The following is a 19,148-nucleotide window of genomic DNA, read 5'->3' as shown; positions in this document are numbered from 1 at the left end:
TTTCAAAATAAAAAGCACGAATCCAGAGATCCGCGCTTTCTACTTTTTTAACAATAATTAAATTTATTTATTCATGGACATCAGGAATTCCTCATTATTAAGAGTTCCTCTGATGTTCTTATCTACAAATTCCATTGCTTCTACAGGATTCATTTCAGAAAGATATTTTCTCAGAATCCACATTCTCTTAGAAGTCAACTCATCAAGAAGAAGATCATCTCTACGTGTACTGGATGTAACCAGATCAATAGCAGGATAAATTCTTCTGTTGGCAATTTTTCTGTCTAATTGAAGTTCCATGTTACCTGTACCTTTGAATTCTTCAAAGATTACTTCGTCCATTTTAGAACCTGTATCAATAAGGGCTGTTGCTATAATTGTAAGGGAACCTCCGCCCTCAATTTTTCTTGCTGCTCCAAAGAATCTCTTTGGTTTGTGAAGTGCGTTTGCATCTACCCCACCAGAAAGAACCTTACCAGATGCCGGAGTTACTGTATTGTAAGCTCTTGCTAATCTCGTGATAGAGTCTAATAGAATGACAACATCATGTCCACATTCAACCATTCTCTGTGCTTTTGCAAGAACAAGGTTGGCTACTTTCACGTGCTTTTCTGCTGCTTCGTCAAATGTAGAGGCAATAACCTCTGCATTTACACTTCTTTCCATATCAGTAACCTCTTCCGGACGTTCATCGATCAAAAGAACCATCATGTATACTTCCGGGTGGTTAGCTGCAATAGAATTAGCAATATCTTTAAGCAACATTGTCTTACCTGTTTTAGGCTGTGCAACAATCATTGCTCTTTGTCCCTTACCAATTGGAGCAAATAAATCTACTATTCTTGTAGAAACCGTAGATTCACTTCCTGCAAGGTTGAATTTTTCTTCCGGGAAAAGTGGCGTAAGATATTCAAATGCAACACGGTCCTTAATAAACGCAAGATCACGTCCGTTAACTTCCGTAGGTTTTAGTAATGAAAAATATTTTTCACCTTCTTTAGGTAATCTTACAATTCCTTTAACTGTATCTCCGGTTTTTAAACCAAAGTTTCTGATTTGTGCTGTAGAAACATACACGTCGTCTGGAGAAGAGATATAGCTAAAATCTGAAGAACGTAAGAATCCATAGTTATCAGGCAATATTTCAAGCACCCCTTCAATACTTACCATTCCATCGAAACTAAATTCTTTTTTATGGTCAGCATGCTCCTCAGTCTTTTCAGAATGTCTGTTCTGATTTTGATTAGGATTTTGGTGTTGATGTTGATTTTTATGTTGGTTTCCGCTGTTCTGCGGGTGATTGTGTCCTTTTTGAGACCTGTTAGCCTGTTGTTGTTGAGGGTTGTTTGGCTTTTCTTCCGCCTGAGCAGGCTCTTGAGATTCTGTGTTTTTAGGAGCTTCTGGTTTCTCCTGAGAGATTTCTACGTTACCTGTATTGGTAGGAGGAACTCTCTTTCTTTTCTTTTTAGCTGAATTTGTTGCGGAAGACGCTTCTTCTGTTGCCAGAACTGTTTCCGCTTTAGGCTCTTCAGTTTTTATTTCTTCAGCAACCGGCGTTTTGTCTTCTACTTTTTCCTCTTCTATTGTTTCTGTCGGTGCTTTTGCAGTCACTCTCGGTTTTGCTGGAGCTTTCTTTGGGGCAGCTTTTTTTACCGGAGCCTTTACAGTTTTTTCTGCAGGAGCTTCTTCAGTATTGGTGCTAGTTTCCGTGGCATTGAAATAATCTTTTGACACTTTAGGGTTGGAAGCCTGAAAGTCAAGAATTGCAAAGATTTTATCATTTTCGTTGCTGTTTCTTGCGACTTTAACGCCTAAATCCTTTAAGATTTTAGTCAGTTCCGTTACGGATTTTGACCTTAACGTTTCTATGTTAAACATATTTAATGTAAAAATGTAATTAATTGTGAGTAAGAAAAGTAAGTCCGGCGACTTTTGTTTTCAAGTACATTGTATAATGCAAATCTACACTTATTTTTGAATTGTGCAAAATTTATGTTATTTTTGCCAAGAATTTAATATTCAATGCTACAGAGAATACAAACCATATGGACTTTACTAGCAGTTTTATCTGCTGTGTTCCTTTTTATAACAGGACAGGATGCGGTCATTTCTGACAGTATTCCCGTATTAAATATAGGATGCATAGTCCTTGTGATTATTGGGGCATTAAGTGTTTTTAGCTTCAAAAACCGAAAAAGACAAATTTTGCTGAATACTATCAGCATCATTATAAACGCTTTGTTGATTGGTGTATTGGCGTACTGGTTACTAAACTTATCCGGAGGAATTCAATTTCCTGAGAAGGGTATTGAGCCGATTTTCCCATTGATTGCGGTAATATGTCTGCTTATTGCAAACGTATATATCCGCAAAGATGAGAGGCTCGTAAAATCTGTAGACAGACTTCGATAGCCTTACAACGATTTTTTGAGTAAGAACAGTTCCTTTTTGGAGCTGTTTTTTTTTGCTTATTCATCAAGGTTGGCAAAAGCTTCAAAGAATTATTTAATTTATTTATATATTCATGCAACTTTTCTATAAAGTACACGACAGATCATATAATTAACTGTAAAGCAATGAAAAAAATTACTTATCTCACTCTATCACTTTTCTCCATCTGTACTTTTGCACAGGAAGTATCACAGGAAAGAGTAAAAACCATAATTTCAACTCTTGCATCTGATGAAATGAAAGGCCGTGAAATCGGAACTCCTGAAAATGACAATGCAGCCAATTATATAGCATCAATTTTCAAGGAAAATAATCTTGAGTATTGTACCGGAAATTCTTATTTGATTCCTTTTGACTATAAAGGAAAAACAGCCTACAATGTATGCGGTATAAAAAAAGGAAAGTCAGAGAAAAACTTAGCTTTTTCAGGACATTTTGATCACATTGGAACCAGCAATAGCAGTGAAGACAATATTTATAATGGTGCTGATGATGACGCCAGCGGAATTACAGCTCTAGCGGGTATTTCAGATTATTTTAAAAATAAAACTCCAGAGTTTTCAATGGTTTTTATGGCTTTCAATGGCGAAGAGAAAGGAATGCTTGGATCAAGAGCTATTTCTAAAGACAAAAACCTTGATAAGATTTATAATAATATGACAGCCCTTTTCAATTTTGAAATGGTAGCTACAGAATCTCAGTGGGGAAAAAATGCTTTATATATGACAGGAGACGGGTTTTCAGACCTTGATGAGCTGTTTAATAAAAATGCAGTGAACGGATTGAAAATTAATGCTGATCCTTATTCTGAACAACAATTATTTTATCGTTCAGATAATGTAAGTTTTGTGAAAAAGAAAATCATTGCCCACTCATTTTCGACTGTTGATATGTCTAAAGCCACTCATTATCATCAAGAAAAGGATGACATGAGCATTGTGGATGTGGGTAACATGACTCAGATCATCAATAATTTTGGAAAAACACTGGATAAGTTAAATCCTAAAAATTTCGCTCCAAAGTATAATGATCAGGTGAAATTTTAATTCAAATAAATTACCTCCTAAAACCGCTTTAATAGCGGTTTTTATTTTTTATGATCTCCTTCTTAAGACTTGTCTTTCCTAAAATTTAACATATAAAATCATATGTAATACATTTCTATTGTAACAAAGAGAGTTTTCGAGAAACATATTAATTAAAGTAAAATAGGATTAAGAACGTCTTATCTTTTAATTTTACGTAATTTTGCTATCCAATTTTTTCATTGAATGAACGAGTATAAAAAAATTCTGAGGTTCGCGAAGCCCCATCAAAAATATATTTACGGAAGTTTATTTTTCAATATCCTTTACTCCGTATTTCAAATTGCTTCCCTGGGAACTATTTTACCAGTTTTAGCAATGCTTTTCGGCACTATAAAATCAGAAAGACCTGATTATGAACCAGTTTATTCCGGTAAAGTCATAGACTTCTTCTCATATGCAAAAGAATATTCCACTTATTATATACAATCTTTAATTGCTGAGTATGGTTCTTTAAAAGTTCTTGCATGGTTGTGTATTATTACAGCCTTTATGTTCCTTTTAAGAAATATTTTCAGGTATTTAGGATCCTTACTTTTAATCAATTACCGTGTCGGTGTAACTAAAGATCTACGTGGTGCGATGTACAGAAAAATATTGTCATTACCTGTTTCCTTTTTTACCGAAAGCAGAAAGGGAGATATGATGTCACGTATGTCCAATGACGTGGGAGAAGTTGAAGGAAGTATTCTGGGCAGCTTAGTTGAATTAATTAACGCGCCTTTTATGTTGATCAGTACCTTGATCTCTTTATTTATTGTAAGTCCAGAAATGACGCTTTTCTCTTTATTGGTACTGCCTGTAATGGGAACTATGATTGCTTTGATTGGAAAAAGCCTTAAAAAGGATTCTCATGAAGCCCAGCACGAATTGGGAACAATTTTTTCTATTGTAGATGAGACCTTAAAATCTTCAAAAGTAATTAAGATATTTAATGCTGAAAAGATCATGGATAACCGCTTTATGCAGTCTATGAACAAATGGATTTCAAGCTCAATGAGTCTGGGAAGAAAGAAAGAATTAGCATCGCCAATGAGTGAATTTCTAGGTTCTATTACCTTTTTAATCATTGCATGGTATGGTGGAAAACAAATTATCGTTGACCAAAGTTTATCACCTGCAGGATTCTTGGTATTCTTAGGAATGTTCTTTCAGATCCTACCTCCTGCAAAAACCTTATCATCTTCTATTTCTAACGTACAGAAAGGAGAAGCTTCTCTGAAAAGAGTATTAGATATTCTGGATGCTGATGTAAAAATAGATGAGATTGCAGAACCTGTTTCGATCTCTACTCTTCAGAATAATATTGAATTCAAGAATATTGGATTCTATTATGATAAAGCCAATCTGATTCTTAAAAACTTTAACCTAACGATTCCAAAAGGGAAAACCGTGGCATTGGTAGGACAAAGTGGAAGTGGAAAAACAACGATTGCTAACCTTTTAGCAAGATTCTATGACGTCTCTGAGGGAGAAATCCTAATTGACGGTACAGATATCAAGCATTTAAAATTAAAAGAATACCGCCAACTTCTGGGAATGGTGACACAGGAATCTGTATTATTCAATGATTCTGTGTATAACAACATCCTGATGGGTAAACCTGATGCTACCAAGGAGGAAGTAATTGCCGCTGCTAAAATAGCCAATGCAGACGATTTCATTTCAGGTCTTTCTGAGGGATATGATACCAATATCGGGGATGATGGAAATAAGCTTTCCGGAGGTCAGAAACAAAGGGTTTCCATTGCAAGAGCCGTATTAAAGAATCCTCCAATTATGATTTTGGATGAAGCTACTTCAGCTTTGGATACAGAATCTGAAAGATTTGTACAGGATGCTCTGGAAAAAATGATGGAAAACAGAACGTCCCTTGTTATTGCCCACCGACTTTCAACCATTCAAAAAGCAGACTGGATTGTAGTAATGGAAAAAGGAACCATTGTAGAACAAGGAACCCACCATGATCTTATTGCTAAAAAAGGAATGTATAACAAGCTTGTGGAGCTTCAGAATTTCGACTAAAACAATCTTTTAAATCATTTTAAAATGAACCCCATACAAGAGTATTTCTACAGAATTCAAGAACCTGAAAGAAGTACTCTTTTATTTTTGCGTGAAAAAATTCTGGCATCTGATACAGAACACATTACTGAAACATTAAGCTTCGGACTTCCCTTTATAAAGTACAAAAAGAAAATGCTGTGTTATTTTTATTACAGCAAAAAATATAAAAAGCATTACATCAGTTTTTATCATGGTGATAAACTGGACTACCCTGAGCTGACCCAAGACGGAAGAAAAAAGTTTAAGATTCTGTTAATTGATATTGAAGAGGACCTTCCCGTGGAGTTTATATTGAGTTTGCTGGAGGAGATAAAGCAATATATTAAAGGGTAATTTTATTGTTCATTTCCAAATCTCTTTTCTTGTATTTTATCATAGGTCTTTACGTAATCGGGGTTTTCGGTTTTCATGATCTGATCCCAGAATCGAAAATACAGACCATAATTCCCTTTAAATTTATTGTGATGGAGATTATGATGTACTGATGTATTTAATATTTTAAATATCATTGATTTCCTTATCCACTTTGGAGCTACTTCATATCCTAAATGCCCATATACATTGATAATCAAAGAACTCACTACGAATATAGAAATACTGAGTGGATGTAAAGGAATAATGAAAAGTAAAAGCGGTACAATCAATCCCTCTGCTACAGCCTCGAAAAAATGAAAAGAGTATGCTGCAAAAGGACTTGGGTTGGTTGATTTATGATGGATAAGATGTACATGCTTAAAAATTTTCCTATAATGCAAAAGTCTGTGCATCCAATAAAAGTAGGTATCATGGATAACTAGCCCTATAAAAATACTTCCCACAAACCAATATACAGAATAATCATCAACATTTTTGTAGATTTTAGTAAACTGATTTAATGGAGTGTAGATTACTAAAAAAACCATGAACGCCATGATTAATGAAGAGGCAGCGGAGTGAAATACTTCCCTTGCAATATCTGACTTTTTAACTTCTTGCTGTTGAATTTTTGCGTTATAAAGGGCTTTCTTAAATAAAAAGTAACAAATCCAATAACAAAATCCCGCTAAAAAGAAATACTGCAAGAAGCCCATGAAACTCAGATCAAAAAAATATTTCAGATGTTTCATAATATGATATTTTGTGATACGAAAAAAGAAACACCAATGTTATATTTCTATAGCATCAGTGTTCCCATCTTTATAAACTTATATTTCGTGTTTTTAAAATCGAATCGGAGGAAGAATAGTTTTATTTAGTATTTATCCCTTTAAATTCTGCTTGAGTGAGTGCCCATGCAAACGCATTGGCTGTAAAAGTAGAATTATAGATGAGTGTGCCTGATGTTCCATAAGTAGTTTTAGGGACGGGCTTCTTATTTACATCCAGTATAAAAGGACATATTGTGCTGGAAGCTTGATCTCCACTATTTCCACTTTGTGAATTAAAGCCACCTTCTCCGACCCATATTAAATTAAAATTTTTATGTTTAAAAGCGGTAACAGATCCGGCTACAGTACCTGTATTATTATTAGCATTGGTTGCATTAGAGTATGAAGAAATTTCACCAGATGGTAATCCTGTAAAATAGACAACATCCGTTGCATCATCTCCCCAAAGCTTCCCTCTGATATCTCCAAACGGTCCGTTGGTAATTTCATCACTTGTAATAGGTAATGTATAGGTTCTTCCATCTCCTGAGCCTCCTGTTGTAGACTGGCTCAAACTTGGATCATTAAAAATGGTCCTGAAAAAGTTCTGATTTCCGCTAGTATCTTCACAGAATGACAGAATCACTCCTCCTTTTTGTAAGTATTGTAAAAATACCGCAGCATCACTAGTGCTCATTCCATAGCTGTATCCTATTACTACAATATCAACCGGAGCCGAACCCAGCAGCCATGTATTCAATTGCGCTGTACTTGGAGAGTTGCTTCCATCAATAACCTGAGACCATCCTTCGTACTTTACTGTACTTGTTGCCAATGTTCCGTAATTAGTATTCGTTGTTATTAAAGCATTTGACGGTCTTCCCGAGTTACTTAAGTTATATCCATATGTATTTCCCAATCCTATAGCCAGTAATTTTTTTGCAGGAATAACTACAATCACATTTACATTACATGTAGTAGAAACTCCACCGCCACTGTCTGAAGTAATCGTCATTTTTTTCACAGTAGTAGAGCTAGGTGATCCTGTACCTTGAAGGGTAACATTCTGATTACCTGTAGCGGTAAACGTCCCTGAACCACTAAATGAGATTCCATCTACCGTATTGGTAGTAATTGTATAACTCCCCAAGGCTGTAACATTTACAGGAAGAGTAATTGTATTCGAAGCTGCCAAAGCTGTTCCCACTTTATAGACTCCATTTACAGTAGCGCTACCACAACTCATTGTATAAGTTCCTGCAGGACTAAGAACATTCACTGTAACAGGAGGTGTACACGTAACATCTGCTCCATTTGCAGAAAGCTCTACAGTATCTACCTGAATTGTCGCTGGTACTCCTTGTCCCGGAATCTGGATTTTTTGTACTCCTGTGTTAAGAAATACCCCTGTTCCGTAGAAATTATATCCATTAGTTGTAGTTCCTGTAATCGTATAGTTTCCAATTTTAGTAACATTAACAGTTACACTAAGATAATTAGAAGCCGTAAGCTCTTTGGTCTGAACATACGCACCCATTGCCTTTGTATTGGAACAGTCGATAGTAAAAACAGATTTTCCAATTTGTCCACAGACACTTTTCCATTCATTATCTGAGAGACTCCAATAATTGTAACAGTCTTCAGTCGTGTTAAAGATCGTGAGACCATCATCTCTGGTTGCGTTTATTGTTATTGCATTTCTTTGAGCCTCTGTAAGACGGGGAACAAGTATTCCTTTATTATTATTCCCGGAAACAACATCCAAAACAGAATTGGGGTTGGGAGAAGAGGTATTGATACCAACGGCTCCATTGTTTACCTGTGAATAAAACTTTCCGAAGATCATAAAGAGGACCAAAAACAGCGTCCTGATTCTTGTTTTTGTAAATTTTACATCCATCATTGTTTTTTTGCATTAATTGTTAATTATTCTCTCAAATTGCAAACATTTGGTTTAGCGTCACAAAACTATAATGCATTTGGGATTTAATTAAAAATATCACTACGCAATACTACTCATGCGTATTAATACTCATTCAGAGGGTATAAAATTTAAATCTTGAGTATAAAATTGTTAATATTAACATCAGAACCGAGGCCCATTTTTTTTCGAATCCTGTATTTCCTACTTTCAACTGCCCTTACACTATTATTTGTACATAGCGCTATTTTTTTGGTATCGAAGTTTAATCTCATTAAAGCACAAATATGCAGTTCAGAATAAATAAGCCCCGGATTAATTTTTAAAATATTAGGAATGAACTCAGGAAAAAACAATTGAAACCGTTCAAAAAAAATCGGAGAATCATTTTCTGCAAGCTTGATAATCTCTGTAACATTGTCTTCTGTTAAATTATTGATGATGATTCGCTGTCTCATCAGTTCATTATTGACTTTCAAAAGATCTCCAATAGTAGAATCCTTAAGCTCTGTTTCCTTAAGAAGGCCATAAATTAATTTATCCTTTTGTGAAACAAAAAACATATCAATTAAGAAAGTACTGATGGCAAAAATGATATTAAGAAGTTCAATAAGTTTAAAATCTTCCCTTTTTATAAACTTACTTCTAGAGATAAACCCTAAGTCAAAATACAAACATCCGATAAAATTGATCGTGATAATTAACACAACCAGTAATATAAAATAATAATCTTCTTTATAATTGAAAAAGAAAGGAATAGCAAACAGAAGCGAAAAATAAAAATATTCTACTCCTGCATTTTTCCAGGTATATATATAGAAAAAACTAACAATAAAGGTAAGGATGATAAAAACAGAAGTAATTGCTGTTTTCAAAATTTTTTTGAATCGACTTATTTTTCCTTTGATGCCAATTAAAAACAGCCAAAAGAAAGTAATAATGATTAAAAAAGTAGAACTTACCATATCTCCAAAGAAGAAAATGATAAATATTGAATAAAATAAAAATACTAAAAACAAAAACTGAAGATAGCGCTGTATAAGAGCTAAATACTGGTACTCAAAATCATTAGCAGATGGCTCAAAACTGCAAGTAATTATTTTAGAAAATACTTTATTTATCATATTCTAAAATTTTTATTTAAGGCTGAATAAGGAATTTTCACAGAGGCGCCCAATTAGGGTTTGGTACTTTAAATTTATAAAAAAAAGCAATTCATCATTAAAGAGAATAGTAGATTTTTATCGAATAAAGGGATTTTATAGAAAATAGTAAAGAACACATTGTAATGATCAATAATAAGGAGTTTAAAATTTATCTTTAAAAATCCTATGCCATTTTGTGAGTGTATTTCTACTTATTTTAAAGTGAATAGCAGTAGTTATATTATTAAGTTTATTCTTTCTTTGATACTCAAGAATCTTTAAAATAGAATTTTGATCATAAGAACGAAGTTTACGGCTTTTAGATTCAGTTATTTGCTCAGATGAGCCAAAAATAAGTGTATTAAGAGTAAGAATATCCATCACCGTTTCAATGCATTCCATCTTATTATTGATCTGCATATTGCCTTTCTTTTCAGGGTAAACTTCATCAATAATATCAGTATATATTTGTCTGTAATCCGGGCTTATATTCTTCATAATTCTTTTTTCATCCATTTAAATAAAGTAGTTTTCGGTATTCTATATTTAAGAATCACTTCTTGTGGGCTCATCTTTTTTGTAGAAATTTTATTGAGAATAAAGCTTTTAACTTCTTCAGTATATATATTTTTTCTAAAAACCGGAAAATCATTTTTTTGAAAAACAGGGCTGGCTGCATTTTTTGAAGGAGCATAAAGAATTAAATGTCCTGTATAAAGTCTGAAAAAATCATATTCTAAAAGCTTGCTCCATCTGAGTAAAAGATTCGTATCAAGGCTACTTTGCTGATACATTTTTTCAATATCAGCTTCAGTACATTTTAAAAATTTTGTTACTCTTTCCGAAGAAATTTGAAGTTCTTCCATACGATGGTAAATAAACTCACCAATATGTATCTGCTTTAAGTTCATTTTCAATAGTCATTTGTGTTGAAACCTTTTAGAGGACACATAAGTCTTCTGAAAAGTATTTTATTTTAATGGGACAAAAGTATCAAGAAGACTACATAAGCCATGCGTAACATACTACGCAATACCACTCACGAGTAGTAAAACTCATGTGCTTGGTTATTCTACTTAATTTACAGTGCAACATAAAGAAGATTATAAACAAAAAAAGGAGAAAACCATTTAAGATTTTCTCCTTTTATTATTTATTAGAATAAACTAGTTCTGTTTCAACTTTGCAATAACATCCAGACCTCCTTTTGTTATATCGCCGATCTTACATGTGATTTCAGTATCCAAAGGCAGGAAAACATCCATTCTTGAACCGAATTTAATAAATCCAAACTCATGTCCGGCTTTTGCCTGATCGCCTTCATTACAATAGAATACAATTCTTCTTGCTACATATCCTGCAATCTGTCTGAAAACAACTTTATGGTTTGTTAGGGTTTCAATAGCTACCGTAGTTCTTTCATTCTCTGTAGAAGACTTTTCATGCCATGCTACCAGATATTTTCCCGGGTGGTATTTTTTGTAAACTACTTTTCCGGTTACCGGATATCTACAAATATGTACGTTCAGTGGAGACATGAAGATAGAAACCTGAATCGCTTTTTCTTTTACGAATTCATTTTCTTCTACTTCCTTGATCATTACCACTTTTCCGTCAACCGGAGCTATTACGTTTTCCTTGTGGTCAAGAATAGAACGATTTGGAACTCTGAAAAACCAGAATACCAGACAGTAAATAACCAACAAAGGTACGATGATCAACAAGGACCATATTTTAAGGAAATAGATTGCTAAAGCTCCCAATACAATAAAAAGTAGGGTTGCTACAGTAATTGTTCCTTTTGATTCTCTATGTAATTTCATGAGACTATATAAATTTTTCTAAAATAAAGTACAAATATACGACAGGAACACAGATTATGAAACTATCCAGCCTATCTAAAACTCCACCATGCCCTGGAATGATGTTTCCACTGTCTTTTACGCCAAAGGTTCTCTTCAGTTGGCTCTCTACTAAATCCCCTAGCGGAGCAAAAGCTGCTACTAAAAACCCCACTACCATCCAGTTTCCGCGAAGTTCCGGCTGATAATGTTCTATAAAGTATGATAAAACCAATGTTAAAACCACACCTCCTATATATCCCTCCCAAGTTTTTTTAGGTGAAATTTTAGGTGCCATTTTATGTTTCCCAAAGAATTTTCCAACGAGATATGCAAAAGTATCACTACTCCAGATTAGCACAAATAGGAAAAGAACCTCCAGAGTGAAAGTATCATTATAGCTAGAGAACTTTGGTAGTCCTAATGCAAAACTAAACGGAAGAGCCACATAAATGACCGTAAAAATCAACTTCCCGCTGTCGTAGTATAATTCGTTAGGAAATTTAAATAAAGTAACTACAGCAATAGCAATGAGTGCGAGTGCCAATATTTCACTTAATCTAAAATCAAAAAAGAAATCGTGATGAAAATATCTTTTAGAAAAGACGTAAAAGATAAAAATAACCAATGGATACACTACCCATTTTTCATATCCCTTTCCAAATTTCATGATTTTCACACATTCCCAGCTACCTACAACCAGCAAAAGGCTTATCAAGCCATAATAAAGATATTGTTGCTGGATAAGACCAGGAAAAATGTTATTGATGAGTTGTGCCCCAAGCGGCGTCGAGCAAAGAATAATGACGGCTACATAAACGAGACCTGAAATGGTTCTTTGAATGAGATTTTTGTCCAAAATTTAAAATTTAGAGGTGGGTGCTTAATCTTCAAGCAGCAGTAAAAACAATTTTGTATTGGAATTTGAAGAACTATCCATTTTCGACTGGCTGCCGCTGATGGAAGTAAGGTTCTTGATGTTTCCGTTTCTTTTTATTTTCCCCATGGCATCATTCAGGTTGTTTACAATCTGCGAAACATTAGCCATGATAATAATCTTATCTGGCAGCCTTGAGGAATGATAATGAAGAATATTATTGTGAGAAAGCATAATTCTTCCGTCATATGCAATCAGATATTCACAAGTGATGAATGCGGCATCATTGGATGTCTGCAATTCTGAGGTATAGGATGTCTTCACAACATTCAAGAAGTTTTGAAGTTCCTTATCCCAACAAAAAAGGTTGCCAATACCTTCTATCTTAATAATTTGATTTAAAGTTTGTAGAGCCTCCGCTTCATCTGCACAATAATTAAAAAATCCCCCCGAATGCGTAAATAATTGCGCAAACTTATAGTCAAGATCCGCATTTTTCAGCGAATCCCCAAGCTTCTCCAGGCTCTGTTTATCCTCTTCTTCAGGCTGGTTGGTAAGTTTGCTTACAATCCTCTTGAATAAATTCAACTTAATCTATTTTTAGTCAACTTTATACAAAAATAGAAAATTAATTACAATAGATTCCAAAATATCTCCTTAAATGTGAAAAAACCTGACAATTTTGAAGTTGTCAGGTTTTAAATTATTCTATTTTTAGAGTATTAAAGCTGTGTTGGGCTTTCTGGAGCCTGTATTTCACTTTCTTCCTCTTTCTCTTTTATTGGAGGTATATCTAATACTACAGGTTCCGCTTTTTCAGGAATAGTATTAGTAACCGGTTTCTCTGTTAATTCAGGATCCCAAGCTCTCTTTCCGAAAATATCTTCTAAATCTTCACGGAAGATAACTTCTTTTTCTAAAAGCTTATTGGCTAAAGCATCAAGTTTATCCTTGTTTTCTGTAAGAATTTTTACTGCTCTCTCATATTGATTTTCAATGATTGCTTTAATCTCTACATCAATTTTCGTAGCTGTTTCTTCAGAATAAGGTTTCCCAAAATTATATTCAGATTGACCTGAGCTATCATAGTAAGAAATATTACCGATATTAGGGCTTAATCCGTAGATGGTGACCATTGCCTGAGCTCTCTTCGTTACAGTTTCCAAATCAGAAAGTGCTCCTGTTGAAATATTGTTGAAGATCACTTGCTCTGCTGCTCTACCTCCTAAGGTCGCACACATTTCATCCAACATCTGTTCTGTAGTGGTAAGCTGTCTTTCTTCCGGAAGATACCATGCAGCACCCAGAGAACGTCCTCTTGGAACAATTGTTACTTTTAGAAGTGGAGAAGCATGTTCTACCAACCAAGAGATTGTAGCGTGACCAGCTTCATGATAAGCCACTCTTCTTTTCTCAGACGGCTTAATTGCCATGTTCTTCTTTTCAAGACCTCCGATGATTCTGTCTACAGCGTCAAGGAAATCCTGCTTTGTAACAGAGGTATGATTATATCTTGCTGCGATTAATGCTGCTTCATTACAAACGTTAGCAATATCTGCCCCACTAAATCCTGGAGTTTGTTTTGCTAAGAAGTCTCTGTCAACATTATCATCAAGCTTGATTTTCTTTAAATGAACATCAAAGATATCTTTTCTTTCATGCAATTCCGGAAGGTCCACATAAATTGAACGGTCGAAACGTCCTGCTCTCATTAAAGCTTTATCAAGGATATCCGCTCTGTTGGTTGCAGCCATTACAATTACATTTACATCTGTTCCGAAACCATCCATTTCAGTAAGAAGCTGGTTCAATGTATTTTCTCTTTCGTCATTTCCGCCAGAGAAATTATTTTTTCCTCTTGCACGTCCGATAGCATCAATCTCATCGATAAAGATAATAGCTGGAGATTTTGCTTTTGCCTGAGCAAAAAGGTCTCTAACTCTTGAAGCACCTACTCCAACGAACATTTCCACAAAATCAGATCCTGAAAGGGAGAAGAAAGGAACCTTAGCTTCACCTGCAACGGCTTTTGCTAATAAGGTTTTACCTGTTCCCGGAGGCCCAACTAAAAGTACACCTTTAGGAATTTTACCTCCCAGTTTTGTATATTTTTCAGAGTTCTTCAAGAAATCTACAACTTCCTGAACTTCTTCTTTAGCTCCTTCTAATCCTGCAACATCTTTAAATGTTACCTGAATTCTTTCTTTTTCATCAAAAAGCTTAGCCTTTGATTTTCCGATTGAGAAGATTTGTCCACCAGGACCTCCGCCACCTCCCATCTTTCTGAAAAGAAGGAAATAGAACAGTCCTAAAATAGCAATCCAAATTAATGCAGACACAAGAATATCTGCGAACGGGCTTTTACCTGTTCCATAGTCCTTGGCTGTTTTAATAGCTGGATTAGTCGCTTTAATCTGTTCAAATTTTTGAAGGAAAAGCTGAAGATCTCCATATTTCACAGAATAATCTGCTTTAGGAGCCATTTCAAATGCTGAAAGCGGGTTGTTTTCCTTTGCGGTTTTAGAAACCATAGCTGATTTTGCTTCTTTGGTAAGAAAAACATCAGCTTTTTCTATGTCTTTGTATATAATTATATTTTGGACTTTCCCCGTCTGCATTTCTCTAAAGAAACCATCTTCATCAATAGATTTTGCAGTATCTCCTCCTAGAAAATTGGAGCCAAAGAATAGCAAAAGAGCTATGATTGCAATAGGAAAGAACCAGTTGAATCCTTTATTATTCATTTATACTTTTTAAGATTTTAAAATTCATTTTCAATTTTGGTAATGACTGCGTCATTCCAAAGCTCTTCTATATCGTAGTACTCACGTACATCTTTTTGAAATATATGAACGACTACTGAAACATAATCCATTAGTACCCACATTGCATTTTCTGTTCCCTCTACATGCCAAGGTCTATCTTTCAAGTCATTTCTTACTTTCTTCTCTACACCTCCTGCCAATGCTGCCACTTGTGTATTCGAGTTTCCGCTACATATTACGAACGTTTCCGCTACTGAGTTTTCAATTTTAGAAAGATCGAAGATCATAATATCTTCTGCCTTTATATCTTGAAGAGCTTCAACGATTTTATCTATTAGTGCTTGTTTTTCTGCTGTTTTATTCATTAAAAATATACTATAATCTGCAAATTTATTGTTTTTTCTTTACTTTAACCTTACTTTTACCCCCTTAATGTCTTAAAGTTTTCTTAAATGAGTCAACTATTCTACCTAAAAGAATGTTCTTCTACTAATGACGAAATATCAAAGTTTTTACTTTATGAAAATTCAGATTTTATTGGACTTCATACTTTCAATCAAACAAAAGGCCGTGGGCAGTATGGAAATGTATGGACTCAAACTGCCGGAAAAAACCTGGCGTATACGCTGGCAGTGAGTACTCACAACATTCTGTGCTCCGACTTTATATTCAATTATTATACCGCAATTATTGTCAGGGATTACCTGGCCAATTTGGCTGATTATGACGTAAAGATCAAGTGGCCGAATGATATTATCCTTAAAGGTAAAAAAATCGTCGGGATTTTGATTGAAAAGAAAAAAATTAATCAAAATAATTATTTCATCATTGGAACCGGCATCAACGTTCTTCAGGATGAGTTTGAAGCAATATCCAATGCAGGATCGCTTCTAACACAAACAGGACAGCAATTTGACCTTGAAGATCTTACATTAAATTTTCATGAATTCCTGTGTGAAAAACTGAAAAACACTCCATCTGATCAGGAAATTTTAGAAAGTTTCAACAAGAACCTTTTCAGAAAAGACATCATCTCTGTTTTTGAAATTGAAAAAGAACGCCAAAATGGCATCATCCGACATGCAGATGACAAAGGTGAACTTTGGATAGAAATGGAAGACGGAATGCGCTCTTTCTACCATAAAGAAGTAAAGCTTCTCTACTGATTCGCTCTTTTGATATAAAGGTAAAGGGTAAGTGGAAGAAATACCAAATTCGGCAACCACATTGCCAATGCCGGAGATAAACTTTTATTCTCGGACACTACTTTCAGAGCTTCAAATGAGAACACGAAGAGAAAGGCCAGTGAAATTCCTATTGCAAGATTAACCCCCAATCCTCCTCTTTTCTTTTGGGAAGAAAGCGATAATGCTAAAAAGGTAAGGATGATGATAGAAACAGGCATTGAGGTTCTTTGGTGAAGCTCATTCAGATAAGAGTTAAGGTTACTATTTCCTCTTGCTTTTTCTCTTTCAATAAATTTCAACAGCTCAGGAGTAGTTTTATTCTGTCCTAAAAGCTCGTTTGGAAAAAGTTCTTCTGGTGAGTGCCCATAGTTTTTCCTAAGCTCTATTCCACTATTTAACTTTTCGGTATTGTCTTTATTGATGGTTTTTTCGAGATAGTTATTTAAAACAAACTGCTTTTTAGTATTATCCCAATATACATCACCAGCTTTCAGCTCATACATCATTCTTCTGTCTTTATCGAACTTCTGATAAACAAAGCTGGATCCTCTTTTTTCTCTTTTATTCCAGGAATCTACGAAGATGTATTCTGTTTTGCTAAGCTGTGAAGAAGCGGGAGCTGTCCCCAGAATCTTTTCTTTATTGGCAGCATTATAGGTGTAAGCCTCTAACTCGTTTTTCTTGATATTAGCCCAAGGAAGGACCATATGATATACCACCATTGCCACTAGAGCAATCAGGATTGAAGTATAAAGATAAGGCTTTGAAAACCTATGGAAACTAGCTCCACTACTAATAATGGCTACAATTTCCGTATTATTGGCCATTCTGGAGGTGAAGTAAATAACGGTAATAAATACCAGAATGGAAAGGAATGTCACAACAAGGTTAACAATCCAGAAAGGGTAAAAATGAATCAGGAAATACACCAGATCAAGCTTTGGATCAAGTGCCTTAGCATTTTCTATCCTTGGGATCTTTTGTTGTACATCGATGACAAGCACCACTATAGACAATAGCACCAGCATGAAACTAAAAGTTCCAAGGTATTTTTTAATGATATATCTGTCTACAATTTTAAGCATAATTCTCTTACAGTCTTTGTCTAAGAACCGGTACTACAGAGTTTTTCCATTCGTAGAAGTCTCCGGCTAGGATGTGCTCTCTTGCAACCTTAACCAAGTCAAGATAAAATGCAAGGTTATGAATTGAAGCAATCTGTTTTGCCAGATATTCTTTGGATACAAATAAGTGACGAAGATACGCTTTTGAATATTCTCGGTCTACAAAGCTGGTTCCAAATTCATCAAGAGGCGAAAAATCGCGCTTCCATTTTTCATTTTTAAGGTTCATCACCCCCTGCCAAGTGAAAAGCATTGCATTTCTCGCATTTCTTGTAGGCATTACGCAATCCATCATATCGATTCCCAATCCAATGGATTCCAAAATATTCCATGGAGTTCCTACACCCATCAGATATCTTGGTTTTTCTTTTGGAAGAATATCGGTTACTTCATCAGTAATTCTGTACATTTCTTCTTCCGGCTCACCTACGGAAAGTCCTCCAATGGCATTTCCTTCAGCTCCAGCTTCAGAAATTACCTCTGCCGAAATTTTTCTTAGATCAGAATAAGTAGATCCCTGTACAATAGGGAAAAGTCTTTGTTTATGTCCGTATAATTCCGGATTTTCATTAGTCCAGTCGATACATCTTTTCAACCAACGGTGTGTAAGCTCCATTGATGATTTAGCCTGGTTATATTCACAAGGATAAGGTGTACATTCATCAAAAGCCATAAAGATATCTGCCCCAATCTGTCTTTGGATTTCCATAGATCTTTCCGGAGAAAACATATGGTAACTTCCGTCAATATGAGACTTGAATCTAGCCCCCTCCTCTGTCATTTTTCTGTTACTTGCCAATGAAAAAACCTGAAAACCTCCTGAGTCTGTAAGAATTGGAAGGTCCCAATTCATAAACTTATGCAGACCTCCTGCATCCTGCATGGTTTCCATACCGGGACGAAGGTAAAGGTGATAGGTATTACCCAAAATAATCTGGGCCTTAATGTCTTCTTTTAATTCTCTCTGATGAACTGTTTTTACACTTGCAACAGTTCCCACTGGCATAAAAATAGGAGTTTGAATCTTTCCGTGATCCGTAGTAAGCTCCCCTGCCCTTGCTTTTCCTTCAGAGGTTTTTTCTATATTAAAAAATTTCATCTGTATATTTTTAAAATTCCCCGCCAGAAGCGGTTAATCATTCTTCGGGAAGAACCCGCTTCATCATTATTTATTTTACAAAAGGGGTAATTAATCCCCCGTTCTGCTTTTTCTTGTCCTCTATATATTTTTTTGCTTTGGGATCTTTCTTTAACAAAATTTCCTGAGCATCATTCGCTATTCCCTCCATTTCTTCTTTAATTACATAGTATTTAAAGCTTTCCGTGAAATCATCAGGTTTTACATTGTGCGCTTTCAAGACGAATCTTGTTCCCGCTTCCATGTTTTTATCCTGATACATAAATATTGCCTGATCATTGATGGTAAGATCAACGAGAATATCTGTCATCACATCCTTATCAATAAGGTTTTTAGGCTTATCGATATAATCACTGCATGAGGACAGCCCCAATAGAACAAAAATAAGGATCAGTGGTTTCATCATGGTCATGCTTTGTT

19 protein-coding genes are annotated in these 19,148 nt (G+C 35.0%); 5 read left to right on the top strand and 14 right to left on the bottom strand.

Translation table 11 applies throughout. The features are described 5' to 3' along the window. Positions 1–63: 63 nt before the first annotated feature. Entirely contained in the window at positions 64–1,878 is a 1,815-nt protein-coding gene (rho, locus tag C1638_RS12215) for a transcription termination factor Rho (RefSeq protein WP_109621323.1), read from the bottom strand. A 144-nt stretch (positions 1,879–2,022) separates the two neighbouring features. On the opposite strand from rho, the gene C1638_RS12210 reads away from it, so the two are divergent. The 4 genes from C1638_RS12210 to C1638_RS12195 all read left to right on the top strand — a co-directional run bounded on the left by C1638_RS12210 (position 2,023) and on the right by C1638_RS12195 (position 5,936). Further along, positions 2,023–2,412, top strand: a complete 390-nt coding sequence (locus C1638_RS12210) for a DUF4293 family protein (protein WP_109621321.1) — start codon at positions 2,023–2,025, stop codon at positions 2,410–2,412. Positions 2,413–2,576: 164 nt separating this feature from the next. Then, the gene (locus C1638_RS12205) at positions 2,577–3,497 is read left to right on the top strand and encodes a M28 family peptidase (RefSeq protein ID WP_109621319.1); all 921 of its coding nucleotides are present in this window, start codon (positions 2,577–2,579) and stop codon (positions 3,495–3,497) included. A 225-nt stretch (positions 3,498–3,722) separates the two neighbouring features. Further along, positions 3,723–5,561 carry an ABC transporter ATP-binding protein gene (locus tag C1638_RS12200; RefSeq protein WP_109621316.1) on the top strand — a complete coding sequence of 613 codons (1,839 nt, stop codon included), beginning with the start codon at positions 3,723–3,725 and terminating at the stop codon, positions 5,559–5,561. Between the two features lie 24 nt (positions 5,562–5,585). Beyond that, entirely contained in the window at positions 5,586–5,936 is a 351-nt protein-coding gene (locus tag C1638_RS12195; RefSeq protein ID WP_109621314.1) for a DUF1801 domain-containing protein, read from the top strand. A gap of 2 nt (positions 5,937–5,938) precedes the next feature. Here C1638_RS12195 and C1638_RS12190 read toward each other — a convergent pair whose 3' ends face one another. From C1638_RS12190 to rsfS, 10 genes are all read right to left on the bottom strand, one after another. Continuing rightward, a complete protein-coding gene (locus C1638_RS12190) occupies positions 5,939–6,709 on the bottom strand; it encodes a sterol desaturase family protein (protein WP_228428142.1) in 771 nt (256 codons plus the stop codon). 121 nt (positions 6,710–6,830) lie between these two features. Further along, positions 6,831–8,630 (bottom strand): phage tail-like protein, encoded by a 1,800-nt coding sequence (locus C1638_RS12185; protein ID WP_123838373.1) that lies wholly within the window; start codon positions 8,628–8,630, stop codon positions 6,831–6,833. 152 nt (positions 8,631–8,782) lie between these two features. Then, the gene (locus tag C1638_RS12180) at positions 8,783–9,775 is read right to left on the bottom strand and encodes a helix-turn-helix transcriptional regulator (RefSeq protein WP_109621310.1); all 993 of its coding nucleotides are present in this window, start codon (positions 9,773–9,775) and stop codon (positions 8,783–8,785) included. 183 nt (positions 9,776–9,958) lie between these two features. Beyond that, positions 9,959–10,294: a helix-turn-helix domain-containing protein gene (locus tag C1638_RS12175; protein WP_228428141.1), complete on the bottom strand. Its 336-nt coding sequence runs from the start codon at positions 10,292–10,294 to the stop codon at positions 9,959–9,961. Beyond that, a complete protein-coding gene (locus C1638_RS12170) occupies positions 10,291–10,707 on the bottom strand; it encodes a transposase (protein ID WP_109621306.1) in 417 nt (138 codons plus the stop codon). Before C1638_RS12170 ends, C1638_RS12175 begins: the two co-directional genes overlap by 4 nt. A 255-nt stretch (positions 10,708–10,962) precedes the next feature. Then, the gene (locus tag C1638_RS12165; RefSeq protein ID WP_109621304.1) at positions 10,963–11,619 is read right to left on the bottom strand and encodes a phosphatidylserine decarboxylase family protein; all 657 of its coding nucleotides are present in this window, start codon (positions 11,617–11,619) and stop codon (positions 10,963–10,965) included. Between the two features lie 4 nt (positions 11,620–11,623). Next, positions 11,624–12,496, bottom strand: a complete 873-nt coding sequence (locus C1638_RS12160; RefSeq protein ID WP_109621302.1) for a phosphatidate cytidylyltransferase — start codon at positions 12,494–12,496, stop codon at positions 11,624–11,626. A 24-nt stretch (positions 12,497–12,520) separates the two neighbouring features. Next, positions 12,521–13,102 carry an LUD domain-containing protein gene (locus tag C1638_RS12155; RefSeq protein ID WP_185140428.1) on the bottom strand — a complete coding sequence of 194 codons (582 nt, stop codon included), beginning with the start codon at positions 13,100–13,102 and terminating at the stop codon, positions 12,521–12,523. A gap of 134 nt (positions 13,103–13,236) precedes the next feature. Next, entirely contained in the window at positions 13,237–15,258 is a 2,022-nt protein-coding gene (gene ftsH / locus C1638_RS12150; RefSeq protein WP_109621298.1) for an ATP-dependent zinc metalloprotease FtsH, read from the bottom strand. Between the two features lie 17 nt (positions 15,259–15,275). Next, positions 15,276–15,644, bottom strand: a complete 369-nt coding sequence (gene rsfS, locus C1638_RS12145) for a ribosome silencing factor (RefSeq protein WP_076353097.1) — start codon at positions 15,642–15,644, stop codon at positions 15,276–15,278. An 87-nt stretch (positions 15,645–15,731) separates the two neighbouring features. Here rsfS and C1638_RS12140 point away from each other — a divergent pair, with 87 nt between their 5' ends. Next, the gene (locus tag C1638_RS12140) at positions 15,732–16,445 is read left to right on the top strand and encodes a biotin--[acetyl-CoA-carboxylase] ligase (RefSeq protein ID WP_109621296.1); all 714 of its coding nucleotides are present in this window, start codon (positions 15,732–15,734) and stop codon (positions 16,443–16,445) included. On the opposite strand, the gene C1638_RS12135 is transcribed toward C1638_RS12140, so the two are convergent. From C1638_RS12135 to C1638_RS12125, 3 genes are all read right to left on the bottom strand, one after another. Further along, positions 16,439–17,551, bottom strand: coding sequence for an LptF/LptG family permease (locus tag C1638_RS12135; RefSeq protein WP_109621294.1), 1,113 nt, complete (start codon positions 17,549–17,551; stop codon positions 16,439–16,441). The genes C1638_RS12140 and C1638_RS12135 overlap by 7 nt on opposite strands. A gap of 7 nt (positions 17,552–17,558) precedes the next feature. Next, complete coding sequence (tgt, locus tag C1638_RS12130) at positions 17,559–18,689, bottom strand: tRNA guanosine(34) transglycosylase Tgt (RefSeq protein WP_109621292.1); 1,131 nt, start codon at positions 18,687–18,689, stop codon at positions 17,559–17,561. Between the two features lie 70 nt (positions 18,690–18,759). Further along, entirely contained in the window at positions 18,760–19,134 is a 375-nt protein-coding gene (locus tag C1638_RS12125) for a DUF4296 domain-containing protein (protein ID WP_228428139.1), read from the bottom strand. Positions 19,135–19,148: the final 14 nt, after the last annotated feature.

Origin of the sequence: Chryseobacterium oncorhynchi, from assembly GCF_002899895.1 — a bacterium.
Classification (GTDB): Bacteria; Bacteroidota; Bacteroidia; order Flavobacteriales; family Weeksellaceae; genus Chryseobacterium; species Chryseobacterium oncorhynchi.
The sequence above is the reverse complement of the archived record's forward strand: the minus strand, read 5'-3'. Positions and strand labels throughout refer to the sequence as shown.